The organism is Halobacteriovorax sp. RT-2-3 (assembly GCF_047085075.1).
GTDB lineage: Bacteria > Bdellovibrionota > Bacteriovoracia > Bacteriovoracales > Bacteriovoracaceae > Halobacteriovorax_A.
In genome coordinates this window covers 447,168-469,744 of record NZ_JBKIYF010000001.1, presented here as the reverse complement: position 1 = coordinate 469,744, position 22,577 = coordinate 447,168, and the positions used below count along the sequence as shown (strand labels likewise).

20 protein-coding genes are annotated in these 22,577 nt (G+C 35.9%); 10 read left to right on the top strand and 10 right to left on the bottom strand.

What is annotated here, in order from left to right; translation table 11 throughout:
• Window positions 1-6 precede the first annotated feature (6 nt).
• From ACMAYX_RS02130 to ACMAYX_RS02120, 3 genes are read right to left on the bottom strand one after another with little or no spacing between them, the layout of a single operon-like run.
• Window positions 7-2,661, bottom strand: a complete 2,655-nt coding sequence (locus tag ACMAYX_RS02130) for a cation-translocating P-type ATPase (protein ID WP_412471470.1) — start codon at window positions 2,659-2,661, stop codon at window positions 7-9.
• Window positions 2,662-2,680: 19 nt separating this feature from the next.
• The gene (locus ACMAYX_RS02125) at window positions 2,681-3,094 is read right to left on the bottom strand and encodes a cyclic nucleotide-binding domain-containing protein (RefSeq protein ID WP_103217336.1); all 414 of its coding nucleotides are present in this window, start codon (window positions 3,092-3,094) and stop codon (window positions 2,681-2,683) included.
• An 8-nt stretch (window positions 3,095-3,102) separates the two neighbouring features.
• Entirely contained in the window at window positions 3,103-4,248 is a 1,146-nt protein-coding gene (locus tag ACMAYX_RS02120) for a hypothetical protein (protein ID WP_412462650.1), read from the bottom strand.
• A gap of 65 nt (window positions 4,249-4,313) precedes the next feature.
• Between ACMAYX_RS02120 and ACMAYX_RS02115 the strand changes: the two genes are divergently transcribed.
• Both ACMAYX_RS02115 and ACMAYX_RS02110 read left to right on the top strand, forming a co-directional pair.
• On the top strand, window positions 4,314-5,522 hold the full coding sequence (locus ACMAYX_RS02115) for a peptidase U32 family protein (protein WP_103217334.1): 1,209 nt from the start codon (window positions 4,314-4,316) through the stop codon (window positions 5,520-5,522).
• Window positions 5,522-6,709 (top strand): peptidase U32 family protein, encoded by a 1,188-nt coding sequence (locus ACMAYX_RS02110; protein WP_412471469.1) that lies wholly within the window; start codon window positions 5,522-5,524, stop codon window positions 6,707-6,709. Before ACMAYX_RS02115 ends, ACMAYX_RS02110 begins: the two co-directional genes overlap by 1 nt.
• Here ACMAYX_RS02110 and ACMAYX_RS02105 read toward each other — a convergent pair.
• Window positions 6,706-7,830: a THUMP domain-containing protein gene (locus tag ACMAYX_RS02105; protein WP_412471468.1), complete on the bottom strand. Its 1,125-nt coding sequence runs from the start codon at window positions 7,828-7,830 to the stop codon at window positions 6,706-6,708. The genes ACMAYX_RS02110 and ACMAYX_RS02105 overlap by 4 nt on opposite strands.
• A gap of 54 nt (window positions 7,831-7,884) precedes the next feature.
• On the opposite strand from ACMAYX_RS02105, the gene ACMAYX_RS02100 reads away from it, so the two are divergent.
• The 6 genes from ACMAYX_RS02100 (at window position 7,885) to ACMAYX_RS02075 (ending at window position 14,020) form a co-directional block, all read left to right on the top strand.
• A complete protein-coding gene (locus ACMAYX_RS02100) occupies window positions 7,885-8,589 on the top strand; it encodes an SAM-dependent methyltransferase (RefSeq protein WP_412471467.1) in 705 nt (234 codons plus the stop codon).
• Between the two features lie 104 nt (window positions 8,590-8,693).
• Window positions 8,694-9,731 (top strand): isopentenyl-diphosphate delta-isomerase, encoded by a 1,038-nt coding sequence (locus ACMAYX_RS02095; RefSeq protein WP_412471466.1) that lies wholly within the window; start codon window positions 8,694-8,696, stop codon window positions 9,729-9,731.
• On the top strand, window positions 9,728-11,008 hold the full coding sequence (locus ACMAYX_RS02090) for a hydroxymethylglutaryl-CoA reductase, degradative (RefSeq protein ID WP_103217329.1): 1,281 nt from the start codon (window positions 9,728-9,730) through the stop codon (window positions 11,006-11,008). Before ACMAYX_RS02095 ends, ACMAYX_RS02090 begins: the two co-directional genes overlap by 4 nt.
• Before the next feature lie 3 nt (window positions 11,009-11,011).
• A complete protein-coding gene (locus ACMAYX_RS02085) occupies window positions 11,012-12,043 on the top strand; it encodes a GYDIA family GHMP kinase (RefSeq protein WP_103217328.1) in 1,032 nt (343 codons plus the stop codon).
• Window positions 12,033-13,118, top strand: a complete 1,086-nt coding sequence (gene mvaD / locus ACMAYX_RS02080) for a diphosphomevalonate decarboxylase (RefSeq protein WP_158246823.1) — start codon at window positions 12,033-12,035, stop codon at window positions 13,116-13,118. Before ACMAYX_RS02085 ends, mvaD begins: the two co-directional genes overlap by 11 nt.
• Complete coding sequence (locus ACMAYX_RS02075; protein ID WP_412471465.1) at window positions 13,118-14,020, top strand: mevalonate kinase; 903 nt, start codon at window positions 13,118-13,120, stop codon at window positions 14,018-14,020. Before mvaD ends, ACMAYX_RS02075 begins: the two co-directional genes overlap by 1 nt.
• 33 nt (window positions 14,021-14,053) lie before the next feature.
• Here ACMAYX_RS02075 and ACMAYX_RS02070 read toward each other — a convergent pair whose 3' ends face one another.
• From ACMAYX_RS02070 to ACMAYX_RS02055, 4 genes are all read right to left on the bottom strand, one after another.
• On the bottom strand, window positions 14,054-14,443 hold the full coding sequence (locus ACMAYX_RS02070) for a hypothetical protein (protein WP_412471464.1): 390 nt from the start codon (window positions 14,441-14,443) through the stop codon (window positions 14,054-14,056).
• Window positions 14,444-14,483: 40 nt separating this feature from the next.
• A complete protein-coding gene (locus tag ACMAYX_RS02065) occupies window positions 14,484-14,870 on the bottom strand; it encodes a hypothetical protein (RefSeq protein ID WP_412462647.1) in 387 nt (128 codons plus the stop codon).
• 174 nt (window positions 14,871-15,044) lie between these two features.
• Complete coding sequence (locus ACMAYX_RS02060) at window positions 15,045-15,860, bottom strand: enoyl-CoA hydratase/isomerase family protein (RefSeq protein WP_103217324.1); 816 nt, start codon at window positions 15,858-15,860, stop codon at window positions 15,045-15,047.
• A 126-nt stretch (window positions 15,861-15,986) separates the two neighbouring features.
• Window positions 15,987-17,711 carry a hypothetical protein gene (locus tag ACMAYX_RS02055; protein ID WP_103217323.1) on the bottom strand — a complete coding sequence of 575 codons (1,725 nt, stop codon included), beginning with the start codon at window positions 17,709-17,711 and terminating at the stop codon, window positions 15,987-15,989.
• Window positions 17,712-17,824: 113 nt separating this feature from the next.
• On the opposite strand from ACMAYX_RS02055, the gene ACMAYX_RS02050 reads away from it, so the two are divergent.
• On the top strand, window positions 17,825-19,735 hold the full coding sequence (locus tag ACMAYX_RS02050; protein ID WP_412471463.1) for a hypothetical protein: 1,911 nt from the start codon (window positions 17,825-17,827) through the stop codon (window positions 19,733-19,735).
• Between the two features lie 32 nt (window positions 19,736-19,767).
• Here ACMAYX_RS02050 and trxB read toward each other — a convergent pair whose 3' ends face one another.
• Together trxB and ACMAYX_RS02040 are read right to left on the bottom strand one after the other, a co-directional pair.
• Window positions 19,768-20,697, bottom strand: a complete 930-nt coding sequence (trxB, locus tag ACMAYX_RS02045) for a thioredoxin-disulfide reductase (RefSeq protein WP_103217321.1) — start codon at window positions 20,695-20,697, stop codon at window positions 19,768-19,770.
• Between the two features lie 24 nt (window positions 20,698-20,721).
• Window positions 20,722-20,907 (bottom strand): hypothetical protein, encoded by a 186-nt coding sequence (locus ACMAYX_RS02040; protein ID WP_412471462.1) that lies wholly within the window; start codon window positions 20,905-20,907, stop codon window positions 20,722-20,724.
• Between the two features lie 102 nt (window positions 20,908-21,009).
• On the opposite strand from ACMAYX_RS02040, the gene ACMAYX_RS02035 reads away from it, so the two are divergent.
• Window positions 21,010-22,572: a hypothetical protein gene (locus ACMAYX_RS02035; RefSeq protein ID WP_412471461.1), complete on the top strand. Its 1,563-nt coding sequence runs from the start codon at window positions 21,010-21,012 to the stop codon at window positions 22,570-22,572.
• Window positions 22,573-22,577 lie beyond the last annotated feature (5 nt).

Sequence of the window (22,577 nt, the reverse complement as noted above, 5' to 3'; positions counted from 1 at the left end):
TATATCCTAAATCCTTATCCCCAATTTTAATTTCGCTAATAATTGAATAATTATAAGTGGCGCTAAAGAAGAGTAAGCGACAATAGTCCATTCTTTTGAACCAATCACTTTTAAGTTCAAGATACTTCTTAATCCTGGAATATAAATTGTAGCTAATAATAGTATGATACAAAGAAGTACAGCTCCCCATACGTGAATATTCTTCGTTATTTCATTAATTAATATATTTGAACTCTCAAGTCTCATGTTGAATACATGAAAGACTTGACCAAGGCCTAGGCTTAGAAAGGAGACTGATAAGGCGCTTTGACTATCTTGAGTTGTTGATAGGGTATAGAAGAATCCTGTAAGGACACTCGTTGTTAAAATGAATCCGTATAGTGATATTAGGGCCCATTTTCTCTTTGTTATAATTTGTTCGTCTCTTGGCCTTGGAGCTGCTTTTAGATAATTTTGATCTCCTTCTCCCATTCCCAAGGCAAGGGCCGGGAAAACATCTGTTACTAGATTTAAAAAGAGAATCTGTAGTGGTAGTAGAGGTAATGGCATATTCATAAGTGATGCAATTGATACAATAAGAATTTCACTTATATTACATGAGAGTAGATACACAACAAAACGCTGAATATTACTATAGATGATACGTCCTTGCTTGATGGCCAAGATAATTGTATTAAACTGATCGTCTTGTAGGATCATATCTGAAGCCTCTTTTGCAATTTGAGTTCCTCTTTTTCCCATTGCAATTCCAATATCAGCATGATTTAAGGCCGCGGCATCATTAACACCATCACCCGTCATAGCAACAACAGCATTCTTTTCTTGAAAGTGTTTAATGAGATCAAGTTTTTGTAATGGCCCAACTCGACTAAAAACCTGTCCACGATTTATCTTCTCTTCGATTTCTTTGTTCCAATCTTTTCTTTGCCCCAAAATTTTTCCATTAATTGAAAAGAAATTATCACTTTCAATTAGGCCAATATCCTTTGCAATTTTTAGGGCCGTACCTTCTTGATCTCCAGTAACCATAATTGTTCTAATTCCGGCCTGTTTCGATTTTTCGATAGCATCTTTAACATCCGAGCGTGCTGGATCAAGTAAAGCAACAAGTCCTAAGAAGGTGAGTTGATCGTAAGGAAACTTATCTATATTTTCAACATCCTTTGTCGCAAGTGCTAAGATTCGAAGACCTTCACTGGCAAGCTTATGATTTTCTTGATTCCATTCTTTTTTTAATTCTTCATTAAACTCAATTACTCCATCAATATTTCGAATAGACGTACACGCCTTTAAAACTGCTTCAGGGGCACCCTTAACTGCCACGAGTATTGAATTGGCCACTTGATGATATGTGGCCATCATAAGAGTTGAGCTATCAAAGGGGACCTCTTTTAGTTCAGGTATCTGCTGGATCATTTCAGCTCTTTTAATTTTAAACTTGGCCGCTACTTCAAGTAGAGCGATCTCCATTGGGTCTCCAATATTATGGCCTTTCTGCTTGCGATTAATTTCTGAGTTGTTACAAAGAACTCCAATTTGGAGAAGTCGTTTTAATTCATCATCAATGAATTGATTTTCCACTTCGTTCATATCATAGCTCTTGTTTTGAGACTTATAGAGCTGCACAGTCATTTTATTTTCAGTTAGAGTTCCGGTTTTATCGGTGAAGATAATTGAGGTAGCACCTAGTGTTTCAACAGCAGCAAGCTTGTTGATAAGAGCATTGTTATTTGCCATTCTCCACATACCTTTTGCCAGGGCAAGAGTTGCAACAATAGGAAGTCCTTCAGGTATTGTTGCGATGGCAAGTGCTATGGCCGTCTCAAGCATCAGAATAGGCGGCTTTCCTGCTGTAATACCACTAATTGCAATGACGGCGGCAATGACTAATGAGAACCAAACAATTTGACCTGCTAGTTTATTTAGTCGTTTCTCAAGTGGCGTGGTCTCATCATTATCTTTTCTATCTTTTTCTACTTCTTTTGCAATTATACCAACTTCAGTATCCATTGCCGTCGCTATAACAATACCGCGACCTGATCCTCTTGTTATGGAGGTTCCTTTAAAGAGAATATTTTTTCTCTCGGCAATAATCATGTCGTCTTGGAGAGCTTCGCTTATTTTATCTACTGGTACGGACTCACCCGTTAAAAGAGACTCATTTACATTTAAGTTATTTGCTTGAACTATTCTAAGGTCTGCTCCCAGAATATCTCCTGCTTCAAACAAGACAATATCACCTGGTACCAACTCTTTCGTATTAAGATGTAACGATTGTGCTTCTCGTATTACTCCACATCTCGTTACACCAATCTTCTTTAAGGCCTCCATTGAGCGTATGGCCTTAAGTTCTGTGAAGAATCCCAAAGCTGTATTGATAATTAAGACTGCAACGACAGTGAAGCCTTCTACAATATGACCAATAAAGAAAGATATTAGGGCCGCAATTAGTAGTAATAAAACGATGATACTTTTTAATTGGCGAATGAGTATTGTAATTTTGGATGTACTTACTTTTACAGAGAGTTCATTTGGTCCATAGAGACGTTGTCTCTTTTGGGCCTCTTGATGTGTGAGACCTTTTTCAATATCAGTTTCAAGTAAAGTTGAAACATCGATGTCACTGCATTTAGAATAGAATAGGCTATTGTATTTTTTCATATACTCGCCCTTCTTGAATTTATTTTATGAGAGTTAGAATCTCTCTTTGTTCTTCAATACTAAGTGGTTTAATCGTGTCAGCTTTTTTTCTTTTGATTCCACTTTTAGCAATAACTTTATCGAGATGATGAATACGATCAACCACATTCTTTGTCATCTTAAATAGCCAATCAGGTAGTTGTTCTTTGATCGTTTCACTATCGATTTCCATAAGGGTTACCTTTGACTTTGCCATGACATAAGCTGCGCGGTGAGTTCCTGCAAAAAAGGCCATCTCTCCAATCATCTCCCCTGGGCCAACTAGTGCAACTGGACTTACCTTATTGCCATCAACAACAAAGACAAGTAATTCTCCTTCCTCCACTAGATAGATTGTGTCCGAAGAGTCTCCTTGTTTAATGATGATAGTATTTTCATTATGAACAATTCTCATATGGCCTCTTATTTTAATTGAGTAATCTGCTTGAGCTTAATGACTAATTCACTTACAAGCTTAGGGTAATAGATAGATTGTGGGGCTTTATTAGAAATAAATAAAGGGTTTCTTGTATAATTTTGCTTAAGAACTTCGTTAAAATCTACGATGTCGACATTTTGATGGGCCGCTATCTTTTCTAACTGTTTTATAAAAAGAGGATGTGATGACTTTACTTCACATGCAAAGGCAACCTTTTGTAATGCCTGATCATATGCCTTTGTAATTTCACCTTGCTTCTCAAAAAATTCTTGTTTCAGTTGATGAAACTTTGTGTTGGCCAAAATATTCTTATCAAGTGATTGTACAAGGACATGGGCCTCTTTTGTTTTTGACTCTGACAGTAATGTCTCAAGCTTACTTAGGGCATCTTCAAATAGAACACTTGTTGTATCCTGACAAATTTTTAAATCGTTAATTTCCATATTAATTGGAGGGATTATTGTCAGGATGTTGATTCCTTGTGATTTTAAGTTTCTGAAGAATTTTTCCAGACGAATATCATAGAGTAGTAGCTCTTTTTCTAGAATACTTCTAAATCTCTCAGGTGAAAGGTTCTCGAAATCAATTTGTTCAATCTCTGAGGTTAACTGCTTAAGATTTTCGTTTAAAAATATTAATCGTGAAAGATTAGGGTGTAATTTTATTAAACTTTGGATGTACAGATTTCTAAATAATTTAAAATTCTGATTATTTACTTTTATGGCATCTTTTTTAGTCGGATAAATATCTTCTTGTAATTCAGAATATCCAGAAGCAAGAATGAGAATTTTTGGAACTTTTTTTAAAGCAGCAACTCGCTCAATCGTGCGATAAAGTGATTCACCTTTAGTGGAAATATTATAAATTGATAACGGACGAGCAAGCTTCTTTGAAAGCTGAGTCGTAATATCGTTAATAAATGGACCTATTGAGACACCCATCTCGTCGCCAACAATAAGTACATCTGCATTTGATGCAACTTCATCTGGGCCAAAGACTCCAGGGGCCATGACATAAGGTGCTGGCGTTTCACGCAGAGGTGCTTCGTGATAATGGTAACTTAGAAGTCCCAAAATTGTGATAATGAACGCACAGGCCAAATAAAATATGATGTTAAATATTTTTTTCATAAAAACTAATCAAGATTTCCCTATGACTTTATTATATACGTAATTTCTGGTACATAGAAGACCTTATGAAAGATGCAAAAAACACCAGATGGGTACCCGAGCTTTTAGCTCCAGCAGGTAGCCTAGAAAAATTGAAAGTGGCCATTAGTTACGGTGCAAATGCCGTTTATCTTGGTGGTCAAAAATATGGACTTCGCCAAGCGGCCGATAACTTCACTATTGATGAGATACGTGAAGGGGTTGAGTTTGCTCACGAGCGTGGCGCTCTTGTCTACGTCGTCTTAAACTCATTCTTCCATGATAAGGATTTTGACGGCCTACTTGATTTTATCAAAGAGCTCGATGATGTTGGCGTTGATGCGGTAATCGTTTCTGATCCTGGCGTTATTAATTATATCGCGGAAAATACTAATCTCGAGGTTCACTTATCAACACAAGCAAGCTGTTTAAACGTTGAAAGTGCAAAGCTTTGGAAAAAACTTGGCGTAACTAGGATTGTTCTTGGCCGTGAAGTTTCAATTGCGGATGCCAAGAAGATCAAAGAAGAAGCCGGTGTTGAAATCGAGATGTTCGTGCACGGTTCAATGTGTATGGCCTATTCCGGAAATTGTGTCATTTCAAATTATACGCAAGGACGTGACTCTAATCGTGGTGGTTGTGCTCACAGTTGTCGCTTTGAATACAAGATCGAAGACGGTAAAAAAGAGCTTAATAGTTATTTCATGAGTTCTAAAGATCTTGAAGGTATTAGACTTTTACAAGACTTTATTGATGCAGGAATCGATTCGCTAAAAGTAGAAGGACGTATGAAGTCTCCTATGTATGCTGGAACGATTTCTATGGTTTATTCGGGGGCCCTTGCTTATTACAAAGAGCATGGAAACTTCTTAAGTGATGATCTTTTAAAATGGGAAGAGGAACTTACGAAAGTTACTCACCGTGCTTATACGCAAGCTTCTTTAGTTGATGAAGCTGATGAAACATCAATATATAACGATCGTGAACACGAGGACAAAACATACAGGGCAATTGGTAAAGTTGCTCAAGTTGTCGATAACGAATTTATCGTCGTTGATGTTAGAAGTGCATTTGAACTAGGAGAGTCTCTTGAGATTATGCCTTTTTCTAATGCTCATGTTGATGTAAGAGTTGATCATATTTCAAATCTTGCGGGGGAGAATTTTGAACGTACACGACCTGGTGCACTTTTTAAAATCCCTTATGTTGCAGGTGTTGAGGTAAACAACCTTGTACGTGCAAAGGTTGTTAGCTAATGAAGACAACAACATACCTAAATAATTTAAATGATCTTCCTAATATAATTGCTAATAAGGCAACAATTAGTGAAGTTATTCTAGCGACTCGTCTGTTTTCTCAAGTTGGGAAACTAACAATTGAAGAGATGTCCCAGGCCATCGATTCTTTAAAGTCTGAAGGAATCTCTTATTGTCTTGAGTGGGATATTCTAATGACTGAATCTCGCTTTAGCATGTATAAAGAACAATTTAGAAAATATGCTGATCTTGAATTTAAAAGTATTCGCTTAAGAGATCCTGGAGCAATCAATTTTTGTCTAAATGAATATCCAGAACTTGATATTGATCTTCTTCTCGATACGGGGGGGCATCATAACCTACATTCAATCAAGGTTTGGAAGAAACTAATTGGTGAGCGTTTAAGAAAGATTGTTTTATCAATTGAGTTATCAAGTGGTGTGGTTAAAGAGTTTTGCTCAGAAATTAAATCTTGGGGCGTAGAAACTGAGCTTCTTGTATTTGGTCGCATTTTACTTTTCTATACACCTCGTAATCTTGTCTCTCCTTTGTATTCAGATGAGAAACTAGAAGACGACTATATTGAAGTGAGTGGCTCTAGTGAAGAATCTCCGCATAAAGGTTTTCCAATTGTTGAAAATCAACATGGAACATTTATGTTCAATACGAAGGATCAATTTCTATTAGAATATATTGATGAACTGAAAGAGTGTGGAGTTAATGATTTAAGAGTGGATACGCGCCATCTTGAAAATAATAATCTTCTTTCTGATGTTATCTCTTTAGTAAATGACTTCGATAAGGATAAAGCAAAAGAAATTAAAGAACAATTTGGCAACTCTACTACTCGTGGTTTCTTTCACGTAAATAAGTCTGATGTACTTTTTAAGAAGCTAAAAAATAAGCGCACTCAACGTCAAGACGAAGGCTTTTTAGGTGAAGTCGTTGATGTTGTGAAAAAGTCTCATATGGCCATTCTTATTAAGGGAATGCGTGGGCAGGATCGCGCCCTAAGTGTAGGAGATGAGCTTCGTTTAACAACGCCTGATGGAAAAGTTAAAACAACTAGAGTTCATAAAATTACACATACTAATGGAACAGAAACAGAGTTTGCTAAGACTGGAGACTTAATTCTTGTTGCGCACGTTAGTGGTGTAAGTGTTAAGACAATGGCCTATAAAAACTAAATAAAGCTAGCTCTTACAAATTGAATCCAGATTCCGCCATTGTTGATCCTTTGTGATCTTAGAATCTTAAATTTTTTATCAATGATAAATGTCTCTGGGATAACAGCATAGGCGCTTTTGGCGCCAATTTGTTGTGCTTTTGAGAAAAAGTCATTCACAAAGTCGTGGATATTTTTTTGTGTTTTAATTCTTTTTCCGTACGGAAGATTACAAGCAATAATGATATTGTCATGATTAAGTTCTTTCATCTTAAAGAAATCGCCATGAGTAACCTCTAGATTATATTGCTCTAGATTCTTTTTGATCGCCTTGATATTGTCTTGGTTTATATCATTTGCAAAGGCCTTCCTGGCAATTTCAATAGGTACCATCTCTATCTTCTTTGCTGGAAGTTTTCTAAAGATTGGAAAGTTCTCAAAATTATAAGCTCTCTTATTATTAAGCTCGTCTTGTAAGAGGTATTCACTGACAATTGTGCCAGAGCCGGCCATTGGATCAAACAGGGGATAGTCACTGTCTTCATTTTCGTTGATAAAACGGATTAAAGCGGCCCCAAGAGATTCTCTCATCGGTGCTTTGGCACTTAGGATTTTATGTCCTCTCTTATCTAATCTTTCACCAGAACAATCGATTGATAATTGGCACATATCTTCTTCAAAGCGTAAAAAGATTATCGGTGGATGACTCCATTCTAATTGTGAGTACTTCGCTTTAAAAGGCTGGGCCTTTTGATAGTCACTTATTGCATCTTTTGTGGCCTTAATGATTTTGCGATCATCAAATAAACGCGAGTTATGAGAGCTAACTTTAAAGTCAATCTCAGTTGTCGGTATATAATCATTCCAATTTATTTTAGTAAGTTTCTTATAAAGTTTAGGAAGATCTCTTGCTTTAAATTCTTCAATTCTAAGAAGTGCTCTCGTTGGAATTTTTAAAAATTTAATAATGGTAAGAAGCACGAACAAGTCGCTGGATTTGAGTGTTAATCCATCTTCTAAATCAAGCTCAACTTCACTGAAGAATTCGCTACTTAGTAAGTCTTTTATCTCTTCTTTGGCAAAGACTTCTAGTCCTAGAGTAACAGAGAGAAATAATTCGTAAATTTTTGAAGCTTTTTGCATATTATTTATATACACGATCTTGAGTTTATAACCAATTGATCATATATAAATGATATGGCCAAACAAAGTAAATACGGAACTCTATATTTAATTGCAACTCCTATTGATGAGCAAAACCCGCTAGAGACTACAGCTTTAAATTTATTAAAGTCTGCTATTGAAAAGCGTGAGCAAAGTCTTTTTCTAATCGAGGACTTAAAGCCTTGTCGTAGACGTTGGATAAGATTTGGACTTGAGCGAGAGATTATTGAAGACTTTATTCTCTTCAATGAGCACACTCAAGTTGAGATAGAAAACGATCTCATCTCAAAGATCCAAAGCGGTAAAGACGCTTATTTAATGAGCGATGGAGGCCTTCCGGCCTTTTGTGACCCAGGTCAAAAACTAGTTAAAAGGTGTCATGAACTTGGTATTCGTGTCACTTGTACGCCTCATAGTAATTCTATTTCACTAGCTGTAGCGCTATCTGGTATTGATTGTGCAAATTTCACCTTTGCTGGTTTCCCTCCTCGAAGACCAGAGGAGCGCAAAGAATTTCTAAAGAAATTAGCACAAGTCGATATGCCTAAGATACTAATGGATACTCCCTATCGCTTAACAAGACTTCTTGAAGAGTCTGTTGAAGTATTTGGTGAGCGTCTTGGCTTTGTTGGGATGGAACTTAACGGTGAGGAAGAAGAATTAAAATATGGTAAGTTGTCGAAATTACTCAAAGAAGTTTCTGGTTTAAAGAAAGAGTTCATTCTTATCATAAAGTAATTGTTTAGAGGCCAAGCAAATCAGATAGATTTTTCCAAAGCATAAATGGAATGTTGTTGCTTCGAATAAAATCTGCTAAATTGCCTAAATCATTAGGTATGTACATGAAAAAAGACAATTTAGACGCTCAGGCAACAAGCGATCGTAAGCTTGAGCATATCAAATTAACAGATGCTGCACAGACAGCTCACATCTTAGCTGATAAGCGCTTTTACTATGAACCTCTTTTTAGTGGAAATAGAGAAGTGCCCGATCTTAGTCTAGACTTTGCAGGTCATAAGTTAGATCTACCTATTTGGGTTTCTTCTATGACTGGAGGAACGGGCATCGCTGCAAAAATTAATGAAAATTTAGCACGTGCTTGTGGAGAGTTTGGAATTGGTATCGGACTTGGCTCTTGTCGAAAGCTTCTTTCAAAAGACAGTCGTAGTCAGTTCTTCAGTGATTTTGATATTGCAAAATACTGTGGAAATTCTCCTTTCTATGCAAATCTTGGTGTGGCACAACTAGAAGAGTTGATTGATGAAGGTGCACTTAATAAAGCAAGTGATGTGGTCTCATCTCTTGGTGCAAATGGTTTAATTATTCACGTTAATCCTGCACAAGAATGGTTCCAGCCGGAAGGCGATATCATCAAGCGCTCGCCGTTAGAAATTATAAAAATATGTTTAGAAGAGTTTGATTTTCCTATCATTGTTAAAGAAGTTGGACAGGGAATGGGACCAAAATCTTTGGCCGCCCTTATGCAAATGGATCTGGCCGCAATAGAATTTGCTGCCTTTGGTGGAACAAATTTTTCTAAACTTGAATATATTAGAAATTCCAATGACTTATCTATTCATGAACCTCTGTGTCATGTTGGCCATACTGCCCTAGAAATGGTAAAAATGAGCAATCAGATTATCGATCAATTAGGAGAGCAAGTAAGGTGTAAGAACTTTATTATCTCAGGTGGAATTAAGTCATATCTTGATGGTTTCTACCTTTGTAAACTCTCAAAAGGAAATGCCATTTTTGGTATGGCCAGTGAATTTTTAAAGACGGCCATGGTTGACTATGAAAGTGTAAGTCGTCAAGTTACACAAATTAAAGCAGGTCTAGCATTTGCTAATTCATACCTTAGTGTAAGGAGTGAAAATTGAAATTGATTCAAGGTTTTTCAAAACTAACAAAAGAGCAGAAAGTTGATTTTATCTCCAAAAATCTCGAGACAGGTTCAAAGGAACAAATTCTCTCTTTCTGGCATCAGGATCAAAAATTACAAAATACTTTTGATGAATTCTCTGAGAATACCATCTCAAATTTCTACCTACCATATGGTGTGGTTCCAAATTTTGTATTAAATCAAAAAGTTTATAACGTTCCAATGGTTATTGAGGAAAGCTCTGTTGTTGCTGCTCTTTCAAAAGCTGCAAAATTTTGGAGTTCTCGTGGTGGTTTCAAGGCCGAAATTATTGGAAGTGAAAAGATAGGACAAGTGCACTTTGTTTACGAAGGTGAGAAGGCGCAACTTAAAGAGTTCTTTGAAAACGGAAAAATCGATATTTTAAACTCTCTGACTCCATTAACAATTAATATGGATAAGAGAGGTGGTGGAATTCGCTCGATTGAATTAGTTGATCTAACTGATAAAGAAGAGAATTACTACCAAATCAAAATGGCATTTGAAACTTGTGATGCAATGGGGGCAAACTTCATTAATTCTGTTTTAGAAGCTGTTGGTAAATATTTAGAAGAAAAGCTAGGAGAGCATGTACAAGTTATTATGTGTATCCTTTCTAACTATACGCCTAATTGTAAGGCCCGTGCATGGGTAGAGTGTCCAATTGAAGACTTAAATGAAAAGAGTCTTGGAATGGATGCAAAGACTTTTGTACAAAAATTTTCACGTGCAGTTCGCATCGCTCATATCGATCCGCATCGTGCAACAACTCATAACAAAGGTATCTTCAATGGTATTGACGGAGTTGTTATTGCGACAGGAAATGATTTTAGAGCAGTTGAGGCCTGTGGGCACACATATGCTGCAAGAGATGGACAGTATCGCTCATTAACTAATTGTAAGGTTGAAGGGGATAAGTTCTTATTTGAAATTGAAATTCCATTAGCATTGGGAACTGTTGGTGGATTAACAAAGCTACATCCTCTAGCGAAGATGTCTCTTGATATATTAGAGCGTCCAAGTGCAAATGAGCTAATGATGATTACAGCAAGTGTAGGACTTGCTCAAAACTTTGCAGCTCTAAAGAGTTTAGTGACAAGTGGTATTCAAAAAGGACACATGAAAATGCACCTAATGAATATATTGGGACAGCTTGAAGCTAATAATGAAGAGAAAGAAAAGATTGCTGAATACTTTGCGGACAAGGTTGTTTCGTTTAGTGCAGTAAGAGAACAACTAGAGAGTTTAAGAAACTAAATTATGAACACAACACACACAAGCAACACAATTTTAAAGTATTTGGAAGGAGAGCAATTTCTTGAACTTCCAAAGAATGGCCAATTATATTTTGGACATGGAAAACTACTTCTATCTGGAGAGTATTTTGTTTTAGATGGTGCTCAAGCACTTGGTCTACCAACAACTGTTGGACAATCTCTTCGCGTACAATATTCGGCTTCTTTTGACCCAAAGTTATATTGGAAGTCATATGATCCGGCCGGAAAATTATGGTTTGAAGTTATCTTTGAGTTTTGGCACTTCAATATCTTAAATGAAAACCCAACGAAAGAGATGATGGTTCTACAGCAAATGCTTAGACAGGCCAGAAGACAGAATAAGCACTTTCTAAGAGATGGTGTTGATGTTCATGTTGTAACACAACTTGGATTCCCTCTAGAATGGGGACTTGGGTCTTCATCGACATTAATTCATAATATCGCTGATTGGGCTATGGTTTCACCATTTGAGTTAGCATTTAATACTTTAGGTGGATCAGGTTATGACATTGCTTGTGCGCAAAGTGATGATCCAATTATCTATCAAAAAAGTGGTGATGGGCCAAAGTGGTCACCTGTAGAATTTAATCCATCATTTAAAAATAATTTATACTTTATTTATCTAGGTCATAAGAAAAATTCTCGTGACGCTATTGAATATTATAATCAATTACGTCCGCATTCACCGGAAGTAATTAATACAATTAGTGAACTTTCAAATCAGATTGCTGCGGCAAAGACACAAGAAGAGTTTAATTTCTTAATTCGTGCTCACGAAGAAATCATTGGAAAGCAGTTAAAGCTTAAACCTATTAAGCAAGAGGCGTTTAGTGACTTTGATGGAGAAATCAAATCACTTGGTGCATGGGGTGGAGATTTCATTCTTGCTTCAACAATGAATAATAGAAAGTACGTTTCAAATTACTTTGAGGAAAAAGGCCTAAAGGTTATCATTCCTTACCGTGATTTAATTGTCGATAATGATCCAAAAGTTGAAGCTAATAATGTCCACTAATTTCAAGTTAACGAATTATAATATAGAAAAATTAAATGAAGGCCGCTCTTTCACAGTAAAGAGCCCTTCAAATATTGCATTAATCAAGTACTGGGGGAAATATGGGGAGCAACTGCCTTCTAATCCTTCACTGAGTGTGACACTTGATAATGCTCACACTTTAACAACTTATAAGATTACTAAATCTAATAAATTTGAATTAGATTTTAAATTTGAATCTCTTAAGAATGAAAAGTTTCAGGCACGTGTTGAGAAATTCTTTAATCGCGCCATCGAATTCTTCCCATTCATTAATGAGTGCAATATTGAAATGGATTCAATGAACTCATTTCCTCATTCTTCAGGGATTGCTTCTTCCGCTGCTTCAATGTCTAACTTTGCAAGTGCACTATGTGAAATCGAGAAGCTTGTTACTGAAGAAGATCACGACGAAGAGTACTATCTAAAGAAAGCTTCTTTTATGGCCAGATTAGGATCAGGGAGTGCTTCTCGCTCGCTTTTTCCAAAAATGTCGATTTGGGGAAAATCTGTTCAAGGTAGTTCTCAAGACTATGCAATTGGGCTTGATAGCTTTGATAAGTCTTTTGAAGGTATCTGTGATTCTATTGCTATTGTAAGTGCAAGTGAAAAGGCCGTTAGTTCAACAGCTGGTCACGCTCTTATGAATACTCATCCATTTGCAAAGACGCGTTTTTTAAATGCATGTAATAACTTTAATTCACTTTGCTTTGCTTTAAGTAGTGGTGATTTTAATTCTTTTGCTGAAATTGTTGAGGCCGAGGCGCTAGAACTACATGGCCTGATGATGAATTCAAAACCATCATTTATTCTTATGGAACCGAATACTTTGGCCATTATTGCAAAGATTAGAAACTTCAGAGCACAATCAGGCGCAAAGATATGTTTCACTCTTGATGCTGGTCCAAATGTTCACATTCTTTATTTGAAAGAAGATGAAGCGAAGGTACGTCAATTCATCGAAGAAGAAGTAACTAAGCTGTGTCATAATGAGATTGTTATCCATGATCACATGGGTAATGGTGTTGAGGTTGAGTTTCTAAATCGAGAATCATAATGGAAAATATCGGAAGCTTCAGTGCTAAAATTCTTCTTTTTGGTGAGTATTCAATTATTCGTTCTTCAAAAGCATTAGCAATGCCATATGCTCTTTTTGATGGGAAATTAAATTTTCCAGAAGATCAAAATACTGGAATTGATTCTGAGCTTTCTGCATTTTCTCAATACTTAAAAAAACAAAATGAGAAAGGGAAGCTAAGCTTTAACTTTGATCATCAATCTTTTTCTTTTGATATTTCTAGCGGTATTAGATTTAAGTCGACTATCCCTCAAGGGTATGGTGTTGGGAGCTCTGGTGCTCTTTGTGCAGCCGTTTTCGATCGCTATGCTCGTATATGTGATGAACAAAGAAATGATATCGCATTCTTAAAAGATTGTTTTAAAGAAATGGAGTCGCATTTTCATGGCTCTTCATCTGGAGTTGATCCGCTTATAAGCTATCTAAATGTTCCACTATTAATTGATAGTAAGAAGCAACTAACTGAAGTTGTTCTTAAAAATGATTCCAAAGGGCCAGGGCTTTTCCTTTTAAATACTGGCCGTGCAAGAAGAACTGAGCCATTGGTAAATCTTTTTATGGAAAAGTGTTCATCTAAGGATTTTGCCTATCTTTGTGATCGTGTTTTAACACCTATTTCAGATGAGTGCATTATGTACTATATTGCTGATGATCGCGAACAACTTTGGAAGAAGTTTAAAGAGCTGTCATCTTTTCAGTTTGAACATTTTAATCCGATGATACCTGCTCTCTATCGTGATCTTTGGAGCGAGGGGCTTGAGTCAGATGATTTTTATTTAAAGCTTTGTGGCGCCGGAGGGGGAGGATTCCTTCTAGGCTTGGCCCGAGATATCTCTAAGCTTCCTACACAGCTAGCTAATTTTGAATTAAGACCAGTATAATAAAGGCCCACTTAAAATGGGCCTAGTTTTTAATTATTTTAATCCATACATTTTTCTAATATCAGCGAGTTTGTGAGTAGTAGTCGCTTTTCTTTTTTCATTACAAATTTTCATCGTTCTCATTGCATAGACTCCAGAGAATACTGATTGTTTTGTAATATAGTTATATCTAATATCTGAAACTACTTCATTCTTGTCATTTACTTCAAACTCTTGAAATACTTCGACGGCCATTGCTTTTGCACTATATTCAACATCTCCATTTGGCCATGGAAAGGGAGAACATTGTCCTACAGATAATGCATATTCATTTATAGAAACACGACACTTGTAGTTCTCATCATGCTTACCTTTTTCACACCATGTGCTTGCAAGGATATTTGTAGTTGCTAGTATAGATAGTAGTAAAATAATATTCTTCATAATTTTCTCCGTTTACTTTTTTATTTTTTAATTTGATTTGTTACTGTTCAATTCCATAAAGATCTTTAACTTCTACTAGAGTGTAAGTTTCAAGATTATTCATGGCCTTACGACAATCCCAGTATGAGTCCATGGCCTGCACTCCGGCACTGGTTCCACTTGTCGTGCTAAGAACAGTTCTTCTTTCAGTAAGCAGATTATGATTCTCATCTTTTAAATATACTTCCTCCACAAAAGCTACACCTGCAAAGGCATTATATGATTCGATATACATATTATCGTTGTACCAACATTTACCTTTTTTAAGTACATGCTTGGCAATTACATCTCTACATTCATAAATTTTAACGTATTTCGAAATCTGCTTACAGTTTGCAAAAGAGCTCGCTGCTGTAAGTAGTGAAAGTGCAATCATTAACTTTTTCATATTCTCTCCTCATTCAATATTTTTGTTTTCTTGTTCGAGGAAGTTATAACACGAAAAAAGTGTATTACGTGGTTTTGTGTAAATATTTTATGGTGAGCTATATTTTAGAGAGAAATTCACGTGAAATCAGTTATTTGGCCCACCTATTTGAAGAGGAGGTGGGCCGTTCTTAGGCTAGATGGCCTCTGCAACAGTAGGAGTTTGCTTTAAAACACGGGCAAAGTCGCGTGGATTAATGAAGTCCTTCCCATTTGCGTAGTTTTTAAAGTCACCTGTGGCCAACGTTGAGTTAGCAAAAGTAATTTCCTCTAAAAGGTCATCTTCCATTGCTTTAATAAGAGCGTTGTTAAATGATCTCTTTGTTTGAATTCTTGCAGTAGGAGACTGTTTAGAAATACGAGTTACAATATCTTCAAGTTCATTTTCGCTGTAAAGGATTTTACCGATGAGGCCTGCGCTTATAAGAGCATCGGCACCTACGCTTTGAGAAGATAGTAGGTATTGCATAAGCTTTGCACTATTTGCTTTTTCATTAGTAAGGGTATTCATACCGGCCATTGGTGTGATTCCCTTATCAAGTTGGTTAAATGTCACACTAAAAGAAGGAGCACAGTAGCGAATATCACCACCCATAGCTAATTCAAGACTAAATGGGCAAGCTGATTTTTGAAATGACCAAAGGATCGTCTGTGGTAATAATAGTTGTCCCCAACTTAACCTTGCGAGTTGCTGTAGGGTATTACCAAGGTTTACTTCATCGAAGAATCTTAATTCTTCTTTCTTGAATAATTCAATATCATCACTAGCAAATTTAAAAACTACCGAATGAATTTCAATTTTATTAGTTAACCAATCAAAGAAGTGTTCGAGTTCATTTAAGTACGTTGAAGTATTGAAAAACTGCTCATTGTTAGCAACAACAACGTTACAAGTGCGAGTTTGTCTAGATAGTGAAATATTGAGTGTATTGTACTTAAAGAAATTACTCATTGATACCTTCCCTGGTCTTTTTAAAATTGCTATCCGATGCAATTTTTAGTTACTAAATGTAAACTCTCAGATCGATCCGTGATCTGTTAATAAAATTATTTCAATTTTGGCCTGGGTCTGTCAAATCTAAGAAGCTTTTTTTCTCATTAAATTTTCTACAAAAATACTTTCAGTATTCTTATAAGAGATGGACTTATCACATGAATTTAAGGTGTTAAGGATGTACTCTTGTAGTTGAGTGTTTTTGTCGCTATTGACGATTCTTTTGGAATCCCTTGTTTTAAGCATAAGATGAATTACTTGCTCGTTTGACTCGGTTTTTAGGATGGCCTTTACAATTAAAGAATGAAGTGTACTGTTGTTAAAGTCCCAGTTTGCGGCCTCTAATTCATTTATCGATTCTTGAGATAGTTTTTTTATCGGTATTGCTCTTTTGCTACATTCGTATTTGATATAGTGCTTGGCTATTTCAACAATTTCAGCTCGACGAAGACGTAGCGGCGGTACATTGAGTTTAACTGTTGTTATTAGATTATAAAGATCAGTAAGGATAATATCATTCTTTTCAAGCGCCTTAAGATCATTAGTGGCAATGGTAACAATTCTAATCTTTAGGGATCTAATAATATTATAGAAAGTCGCTTGATCCTCATAGCCTAGCATCTCAATATTTTTAACAATGAGGTCTTTGATTCCCTTGTTTGTAAGATCACTTATTTGCTCTAACTTCTTATGGTTGGCCACTTCTTCATCATTAAAATCGATAATATTTTCTTTATTGTCTCCGCAAATATATCGAGCATAGGCGCTTTTTCCCAGTCCAACTTCACCGTGAATATAGAGATTCTCTCTTGTGTTTTTTATGGTGTTTAATGTGTTGATAATCGACTGTCCAGTTTGTGATTTATCGCTGAATATGAAGTGATCAGGAAGTTTATTTTCTACTTTTTCACTACTTATTGTATGCTTCTTACCTTCATAGAAATAAGAGATAAGACTTGCGATGATCTTTATATTCTCAATCATAGTGAAATTAAACTTTCCGCCAGAGACACTATTTGACATGCAAATGATACCAATGCTTTCTCCATTATGATTCACGATAGGAGACATAAGAATGTTTTTTATTTCAAGGTCAACACCCGTTGCCTTCTTTTCATGAAAGCTCTTGTTGATAATGACTTTGTTGAAATAGGCTTCTTTTAAAATACTATTAAAGCTGTGATCCCTTGGAGTCACGTCACTATTTGTTCGCTCTATTTCAAATTCACCAGTTTTGGCATCAAAAAGAAAGATGTGATAATTCTCACAACGAAAGATGCTAGGAAGTTCATTTAAAATATCAATGATTTTTCCACTATAAGTCTTTTGAATCAAACTTTGAAAAAGTGAAAATAGTTCAACACCGTCATCTCGGTTGATCTTAATTTTGTTTTGGCAGATTTGAAAGAGCTTATCTTTGAGTTTTGCGGTTCTGTAATGTGATAAAAAGTCTTTTAAGAAGTACTTTAATACTGTTGTCTGAGAATTTGGTTCAATAGAGATACCATAGATTGTCTTTGTTACATCCTCACAGTAAATGAAAGATCGAATAATTATACCTGTTAGCTCGAAGTCCCAGTTATTAAATAGTCTTTTCGTTTGAATTTTGATTTTTACTTTCTCTCCCAATGTGTATTTTTGAGAGCAGATGAAATTTAATCCAGATAAGTTGATTGAGTCGATTCTAACACTGTTATGCTTTATGTTTTCACGCTCAATTGTGCTAACTTCTGCACTAACTTTGTCGTCTTCATGTATTGGAAAACGATATGATTTGAAAAATTTGTAATTTTGAATATTAAACTTCAATTATTCCTCAATTTTTAGCTCGATTGGAGATACTCCCTTATCGACGATTTCTTTAGAATTTTTATATGTCTTGTAGTTAAAGTTAGTAATTTTACTAGTCGATAACTATTCATATGAAGAAGCTAAGAAACTATCGTATCAAACTAAAAGAGTCAGATAATATTGAGTGTATTCTCTATGAAATGATTGGAGACTCTACTTCAAATTCTTTTAATGTCATTGTCGATAATATTTCAACAACTGGTATTGGTGTTCTCATAGGAGAGTATGTTGATAGTCAGATTTTCAAAATCGAAATTCGTTTCAAAAAAATTCGTCTTTTTCAAACAGTAAAGCTTAGACGTTATAGGCCAAATTTTAACAATATTGGCGATAACTACCTTGGCCTTGAGTTTATTGATTATGAAGTCGAAAATATTATGAATCTTATGACTGAGCTCGTTTCATCAATGGGTAAAAGACGCTTAAGAAATCTCATGTATGACATGGTCTTAAATGAAGCTGTTGCTGGAAATTATGATTCTGATAATAACTTTGATAAGGATATTGATGATAATGTTTCTGTTTCTATGATCCTTGATTTGTTTCATATTTTTAAAAATTATCGTAACAAAGTCGAATTAATAAAATTATTTATCATAGAAGTTCAAAGAATAGTAAAGGCCCGCGATGCACGAGCATTTATTGTGGGACACGATGAGCATACATTCAGTGAATTTGATTTTCAGACAAATCAATTGAAAGAAATTGAATATCCAATCGTTGGTATTCTAGAAGAGCTTTATAATCATCCTCGTGGAATCAAATCAAAATTTTCTCAATCTCTTTCTAGTGATGAATTTTTTAATATGTATGAAGTCGTTAATAATACGACTATTTCAACATATATGATGTGTCCGATCTTTGATCACAATGAAAATATCTTTGGTATTTTAAATTTCTCGAACAAAGAAAAGAATGAGCTATTTACGGATAATGACCTTAAGCAGGCTATGTTTTTGGCCCGAGTAATTGGACTTCTTTACTTTTATAAGAGTGATGAAATTGAGGAATATGAAGAATATCACAGCGATGACTATGAGGCGGATGTTGCCTTCAACACATCTATGGGGATTAGTGTTTTTGCAAAGGGTGCCCAATCTTTTCTTGAGCAATATAGTGCTCCAAATGAGAGAGGCCCTGTCTATATTTATGGTGGTGAAGGAAGTGGAAAGTATTTTCTATGTGAAAGAATTGCAAGGCAATCAAGTACCGCTAACACGCATATTGAAATTGTTAATTGCTATGCCAAAATGACCAATAAAGATATTGATGATATCGTTGACAAGATCAGGGATCGCGTTATTAATGGCCACGTTATATTTAAGGGCCTTGATAAGCTATCAACTAGTGTTGCCAATTATATTATTAATACAGTTGATAAGAGAGAGTCTTATCGAACTATGTTTACAGGTACTGACTATATTCCAGAGTTGGCCATACCAAGTTTTAAAACAATTTCATTAGTTGAAAGAAAGGAAGATATTCTCTTCTTCGCAAATTACTTCATATCGCAATATAGTTTAAAGAATCATACTGCAAAGAAGCGACTTTCTCATCGTGTTCAAAAAATGCTGCTTGATTATGATTGGCCAGGAAATATTTCAGAGCTTAAGGCCTGTATTGCACGTCTTATGATTTTTAATAAAGGTAGCGGAAATCTTACTATTCGTACGAGTGAGATCACTCCATTATTTGAAAAAGATTTTCAACCTCAAATCTCAATTGAGGCCAATGACTTAAAAATTAATGCTTTTGATGAGCATGATTTAAACGAAAAAGAGTGTGCTGATCTTTATCTATATTTTTTCGTGGCAAAACAATTAAAAGAAGGCGCTGTTGGCCTAAAGTCTGTTGCGAAGGGATCGCTAATTGAATATGAAGATATGGTTGAGCGACTTAAAAATGGTAGTAAGGTTGTAAAGCGACTTTTTAATGAAACAGTTGAAAGGGTAGAGTTGTATATTTCAGATAATGTGGCCTAGTTAATAGACTAGGCCACAATTTATTTTTAAGATTATTCGTTTTCTTCGATGAATCTTTCTGCTCTGATCGCCGCCTGACAACCAGAACCAGCAGCAGAGATTGCTTGACGATAGTAAGAGTCCTGAACGTCACCACAAGCAAAAACACCTGGAACGCTTGTATCAGGGTGCTTTCCTTGAGTCACGATAAACCCATGATCATCAAGTTCAATTTTTCCTTTTAGGAAATCAGTATTTGGCTTATGTCCGATACCCATAAATAGGCCATCAGTTTTTCTTTCAGATACTTCACCAGTTTTTAAGTTTTCAACTTTGATTGAAGTAACACCAGTTGCATCAGCAATGATTTCTGTTACAGCACTATCCCATACGAATTCAATCTTTTCGTTATTGAAAGCGCGCTCTTGCATTGGCTTAGATGCACGTAGCTCATCTCTTCTGTGAACAACATAAACTTTCGAAGCAAACTTTGTAAGGAAAGTTGCTTCTTCCATTGCAGTATCTCCACCACCAACAACGTGAACGACACGGTCGCGGTAGAAGAATCCGTCACAAGTTGCACAAGCACTTACGCCTTTACCAATAAGTTCTTTCTCATTTGGAAGGCCTAGGTATTTCGCTGAGGCACCTGTTGCTAGGATTACTGCATCAGCAGTATAAGTTTTGTCACCATCAACTGTTAAAGTAAATGGTCTCTTTGTTGTATCAATATCAGTGACGAAACCACTCAGGTATTCAGTACCAAATCTCTGAGTTTGTTTCTTCATATTGGCCATAAGCTCAGGCCCCATAATTCCCTCTGGGAATCCTGGAAAGTTATCAACGTCAGTTGTTGTCGTTAATTGTCCCCCTGGCTCATGTCCTTCAATAACTAGAGGTCCAAGGTTTGCACGAGATGCATATAGGGCCGCTGTGTAACCAGCAGGACCTGATCCGATAATAATGACTTTGTGGTGTGCCATTTAAAAACTCCGTTTTATTAAATTTTACTCAATTCCTAATTCTTTCTTAATTTCCTCAGGGCGATCATCTTCTTCTGGATGCATATCGTAGTATGCATTTACGCTAACTAGGTCATCTGGATTAGTTGCTTTCTTTGTTGTTTTGTAAACTTCGCCAGTCATTTGGCATTCGTATCGAAAAATTTGAATATTCTTCTTTCTTTTGGCCATATCTTCCTCCGTTCACTCATGGTGCACCGTGGCATAATTTTGTAAAAATATACATACCTTACCATATTGTTTCAAATACTTCCATTCGTTATAATTAAATATATGGATAAATATAAACAATTCGTAATGATACTTTTGCTAAATTTATTGATGGCAAATACTTATGCCATGATGCAGGCAAAAGTTGTGGCCCTTTCTCAATCTGGACGCACCTTAAAGCTTTCTGTCGGTAAGCTTACCGGACTTAAAACTGGTGACGTGGCCGATGTGTCAATACGTATTGGTGACTACCAAAAGCCTAAGTATCTTTATCTAGGTAGCATTGAACTCTTAAAAGTGTCTGATCGCGAATCTTACTGGTACTTCAAGGATATTTCTGGAGATAAGATAAATCGTGCAAACTTCGCGCCTGATGCGACACTTGCTCTACAAATTCGCTCTCAAACTGCAAGTGGCCGCTATAAGAAAAAGCCTGTTTATGAAATTAAGGCATATGAGTCGAAAAAAACTGAATTTAATAATCAGCATGCAATTGATGGACAGGTTCCTACGGACTTAATTCAAGATAAAGAAACGCCAAGTGATAAGAATTATGCTCAGGATATTGATGACTCGACGATCTATAAAGTGACAAAAGAGACGCAACTAAGAAACGGTGATGAAATTATCGTAAGGGATGGCAGACTTCGCTATAAGTATGTGGACTCCCAGCTAGAGCCTGTTGATACTTCAAAATTATCTGCACAAGAATTTGATGCTCAAATGGGAGCACAAAATAAAGATCAATTAATTAAAATTTCTGCTGCACAAGATGGATATAAGGAAATGCTTTATAGTGGAAAGCCAGATCTAACCGGTGCAAATTCAAATTTATCAATTCCAAATACTATGGAAGAAAGTCTTGCACGAGAAAGAGCAAAGAATCGAGTGACGAAGTCAGCTAAGGCCGTCTTAGATAAAGAAGGCCCCCTGTGGTCTGCCGATATGGATAGTGAACAACTTAGTCGCTACTTAAAATCTTCTGGAATTGCTCGCGAAAAATTTAGGCGAGAAAATGTACTTTCAATTGAAAGTGGTAATGAAGTGCAATTAAGTTTTATCTCTAACCTTATGCCAAATTATACAGACTCTGATAGCAATCATCAGAATCTTGGATATGGCCTTGCCGCTTCATATGAGTTTCATCTTATTAGAGCACATGATTCATTAAAAAAATGGAGCGTTGACTTTGGGCTTGATCTTTCGAATCTAAATGTTGATTTAGGTGGGATCAATGGCCGCATGACTTATATGAATTTTGGCGCCCACGTGAATTACTATTTTTACAATGCACCTTATGTTCGAAATAAACTGCTTGCTTATGTTGGCCTAGGGATAAAGCGTGGTACAGGTGAGACAACTTCGCCAAGACTCACTAATTATAGCTATGACTATGAATTAGTGGCCTTACCTTCAATTTCACTAGGTATTAAAACTCGTATTTCAACTTTTAGAGATTATGAAAAGGGTAATATGTTTGGCTATGGAATAGGTGCCAAATTAAATTATGAGCTTCTTAGTTTAAGCCCGATTAGTGAGGTTAATGCGACAGATGCTTCTAACTTTGAACTTAATCAAACAATTAATAATTTAAAATTTATAGCTAGTTTAAGTATATTTTTTTAAGGAAA

Coding starts and splice junctions, on each gene's coding strand:
- ACMAYX_RS02130 (WP_412471470.1), bottom strand. CDS start 2,661: ATGAAAAAATACAATAGCCTATTCTATTCTAAATGCAGTGACATCGAT.
- ACMAYX_RS02125 (WP_103217336.1), bottom strand. CDS start 3,094: ATGAGAATTGTTCATAATGAAAATACTATCATCATTAAACAAGGAGAC.
- ACMAYX_RS02120 (WP_412462650.1), bottom strand. CDS start 4,248: ATGAAAAAAATATTTAACATCATATTTTATTTGGCCTGTGCGTTCATT.
- ACMAYX_RS02115 (WP_103217334.1), top strand. CDS start 4,314: ATGAAAGATGCAAAAAACACCAGATGGGTACCCGAGCTTTTAGCTCCA.
- ACMAYX_RS02110 (WP_412471469.1), top strand. CDS start 5,522: ATGAAGACAACAACATACCTAAATAATTTAAATGATCTTCCTAATATA.
- ACMAYX_RS02105 (WP_412471468.1), bottom strand. CDS start 7,830: ATGCAAAAAGCTTCAAAAATTTACGAATTATTTCTCTCTGTTACTCTA.
- ACMAYX_RS02100 (WP_412471467.1), top strand. CDS start 7,885: ATGGCCAAACAAAGTAAATACGGAACTCTATATTTAATTGCAACTCCT.
- ACMAYX_RS02095 (WP_412471466.1), top strand. CDS start 8,694: ATGAAAAAAGACAATTTAGACGCTCAGGCAACAAGCGATCGTAAGCTT.
- ACMAYX_RS02085 (WP_103217328.1), top strand. CDS start 11,012: ATGAACACAACACACACAAGCAACACAATTTTAAAGTATTTGGAAGGA.
- mvaD (WP_158246823.1), top strand. CDS start 12,033: ATGTCCACTAATTTCAAGTTAACGAATTATAATATAGAAAAATTAAAT.
- ACMAYX_RS02075 (WP_412471465.1), top strand. CDS start 13,118: ATGGAAAATATCGGAAGCTTCAGTGCTAAAATTCTTCTTTTTGGTGAG.
- ACMAYX_RS02070 (WP_412471464.1), bottom strand. CDS start 14,443: ATGAAGAATATTATTTTACTACTATCTATACTAGCAACTACAAATATC.
- ACMAYX_RS02065 (WP_412462647.1), bottom strand. CDS start 14,870: ATGAAAAAGTTAATGATTGCACTTTCACTACTTACAGCAGCGAGCTCT.
- ACMAYX_RS02060 (WP_103217324.1), bottom strand. CDS start 15,860: ATGAGTAATTTCTTTAAGTACAATACACTCAATATTTCACTATCTAGA.
- ACMAYX_RS02050 (WP_412471463.1), top strand. CDS start 17,825: ATGAAGAAGCTAAGAAACTATCGTATCAAACTAAAAGAGTCAGATAAT.
- trxB (WP_103217321.1), bottom strand. CDS start 20,697: ATGGCACACCACAAAGTCATTATTATCGGATCAGGTCCTGCTGGTTAC.
- ACMAYX_RS02040 (WP_412471462.1), bottom strand. CDS start 20,907: ATGGCCAAAAGAAAGAAGAATATTCAAATTTTTCGATACGAATGCCAA.
- ACMAYX_RS02035 (WP_412471461.1), top strand. CDS start 21,010: ATGGATAAATATAAACAATTCGTAATGATACTTTTGCTAAATTTATTG.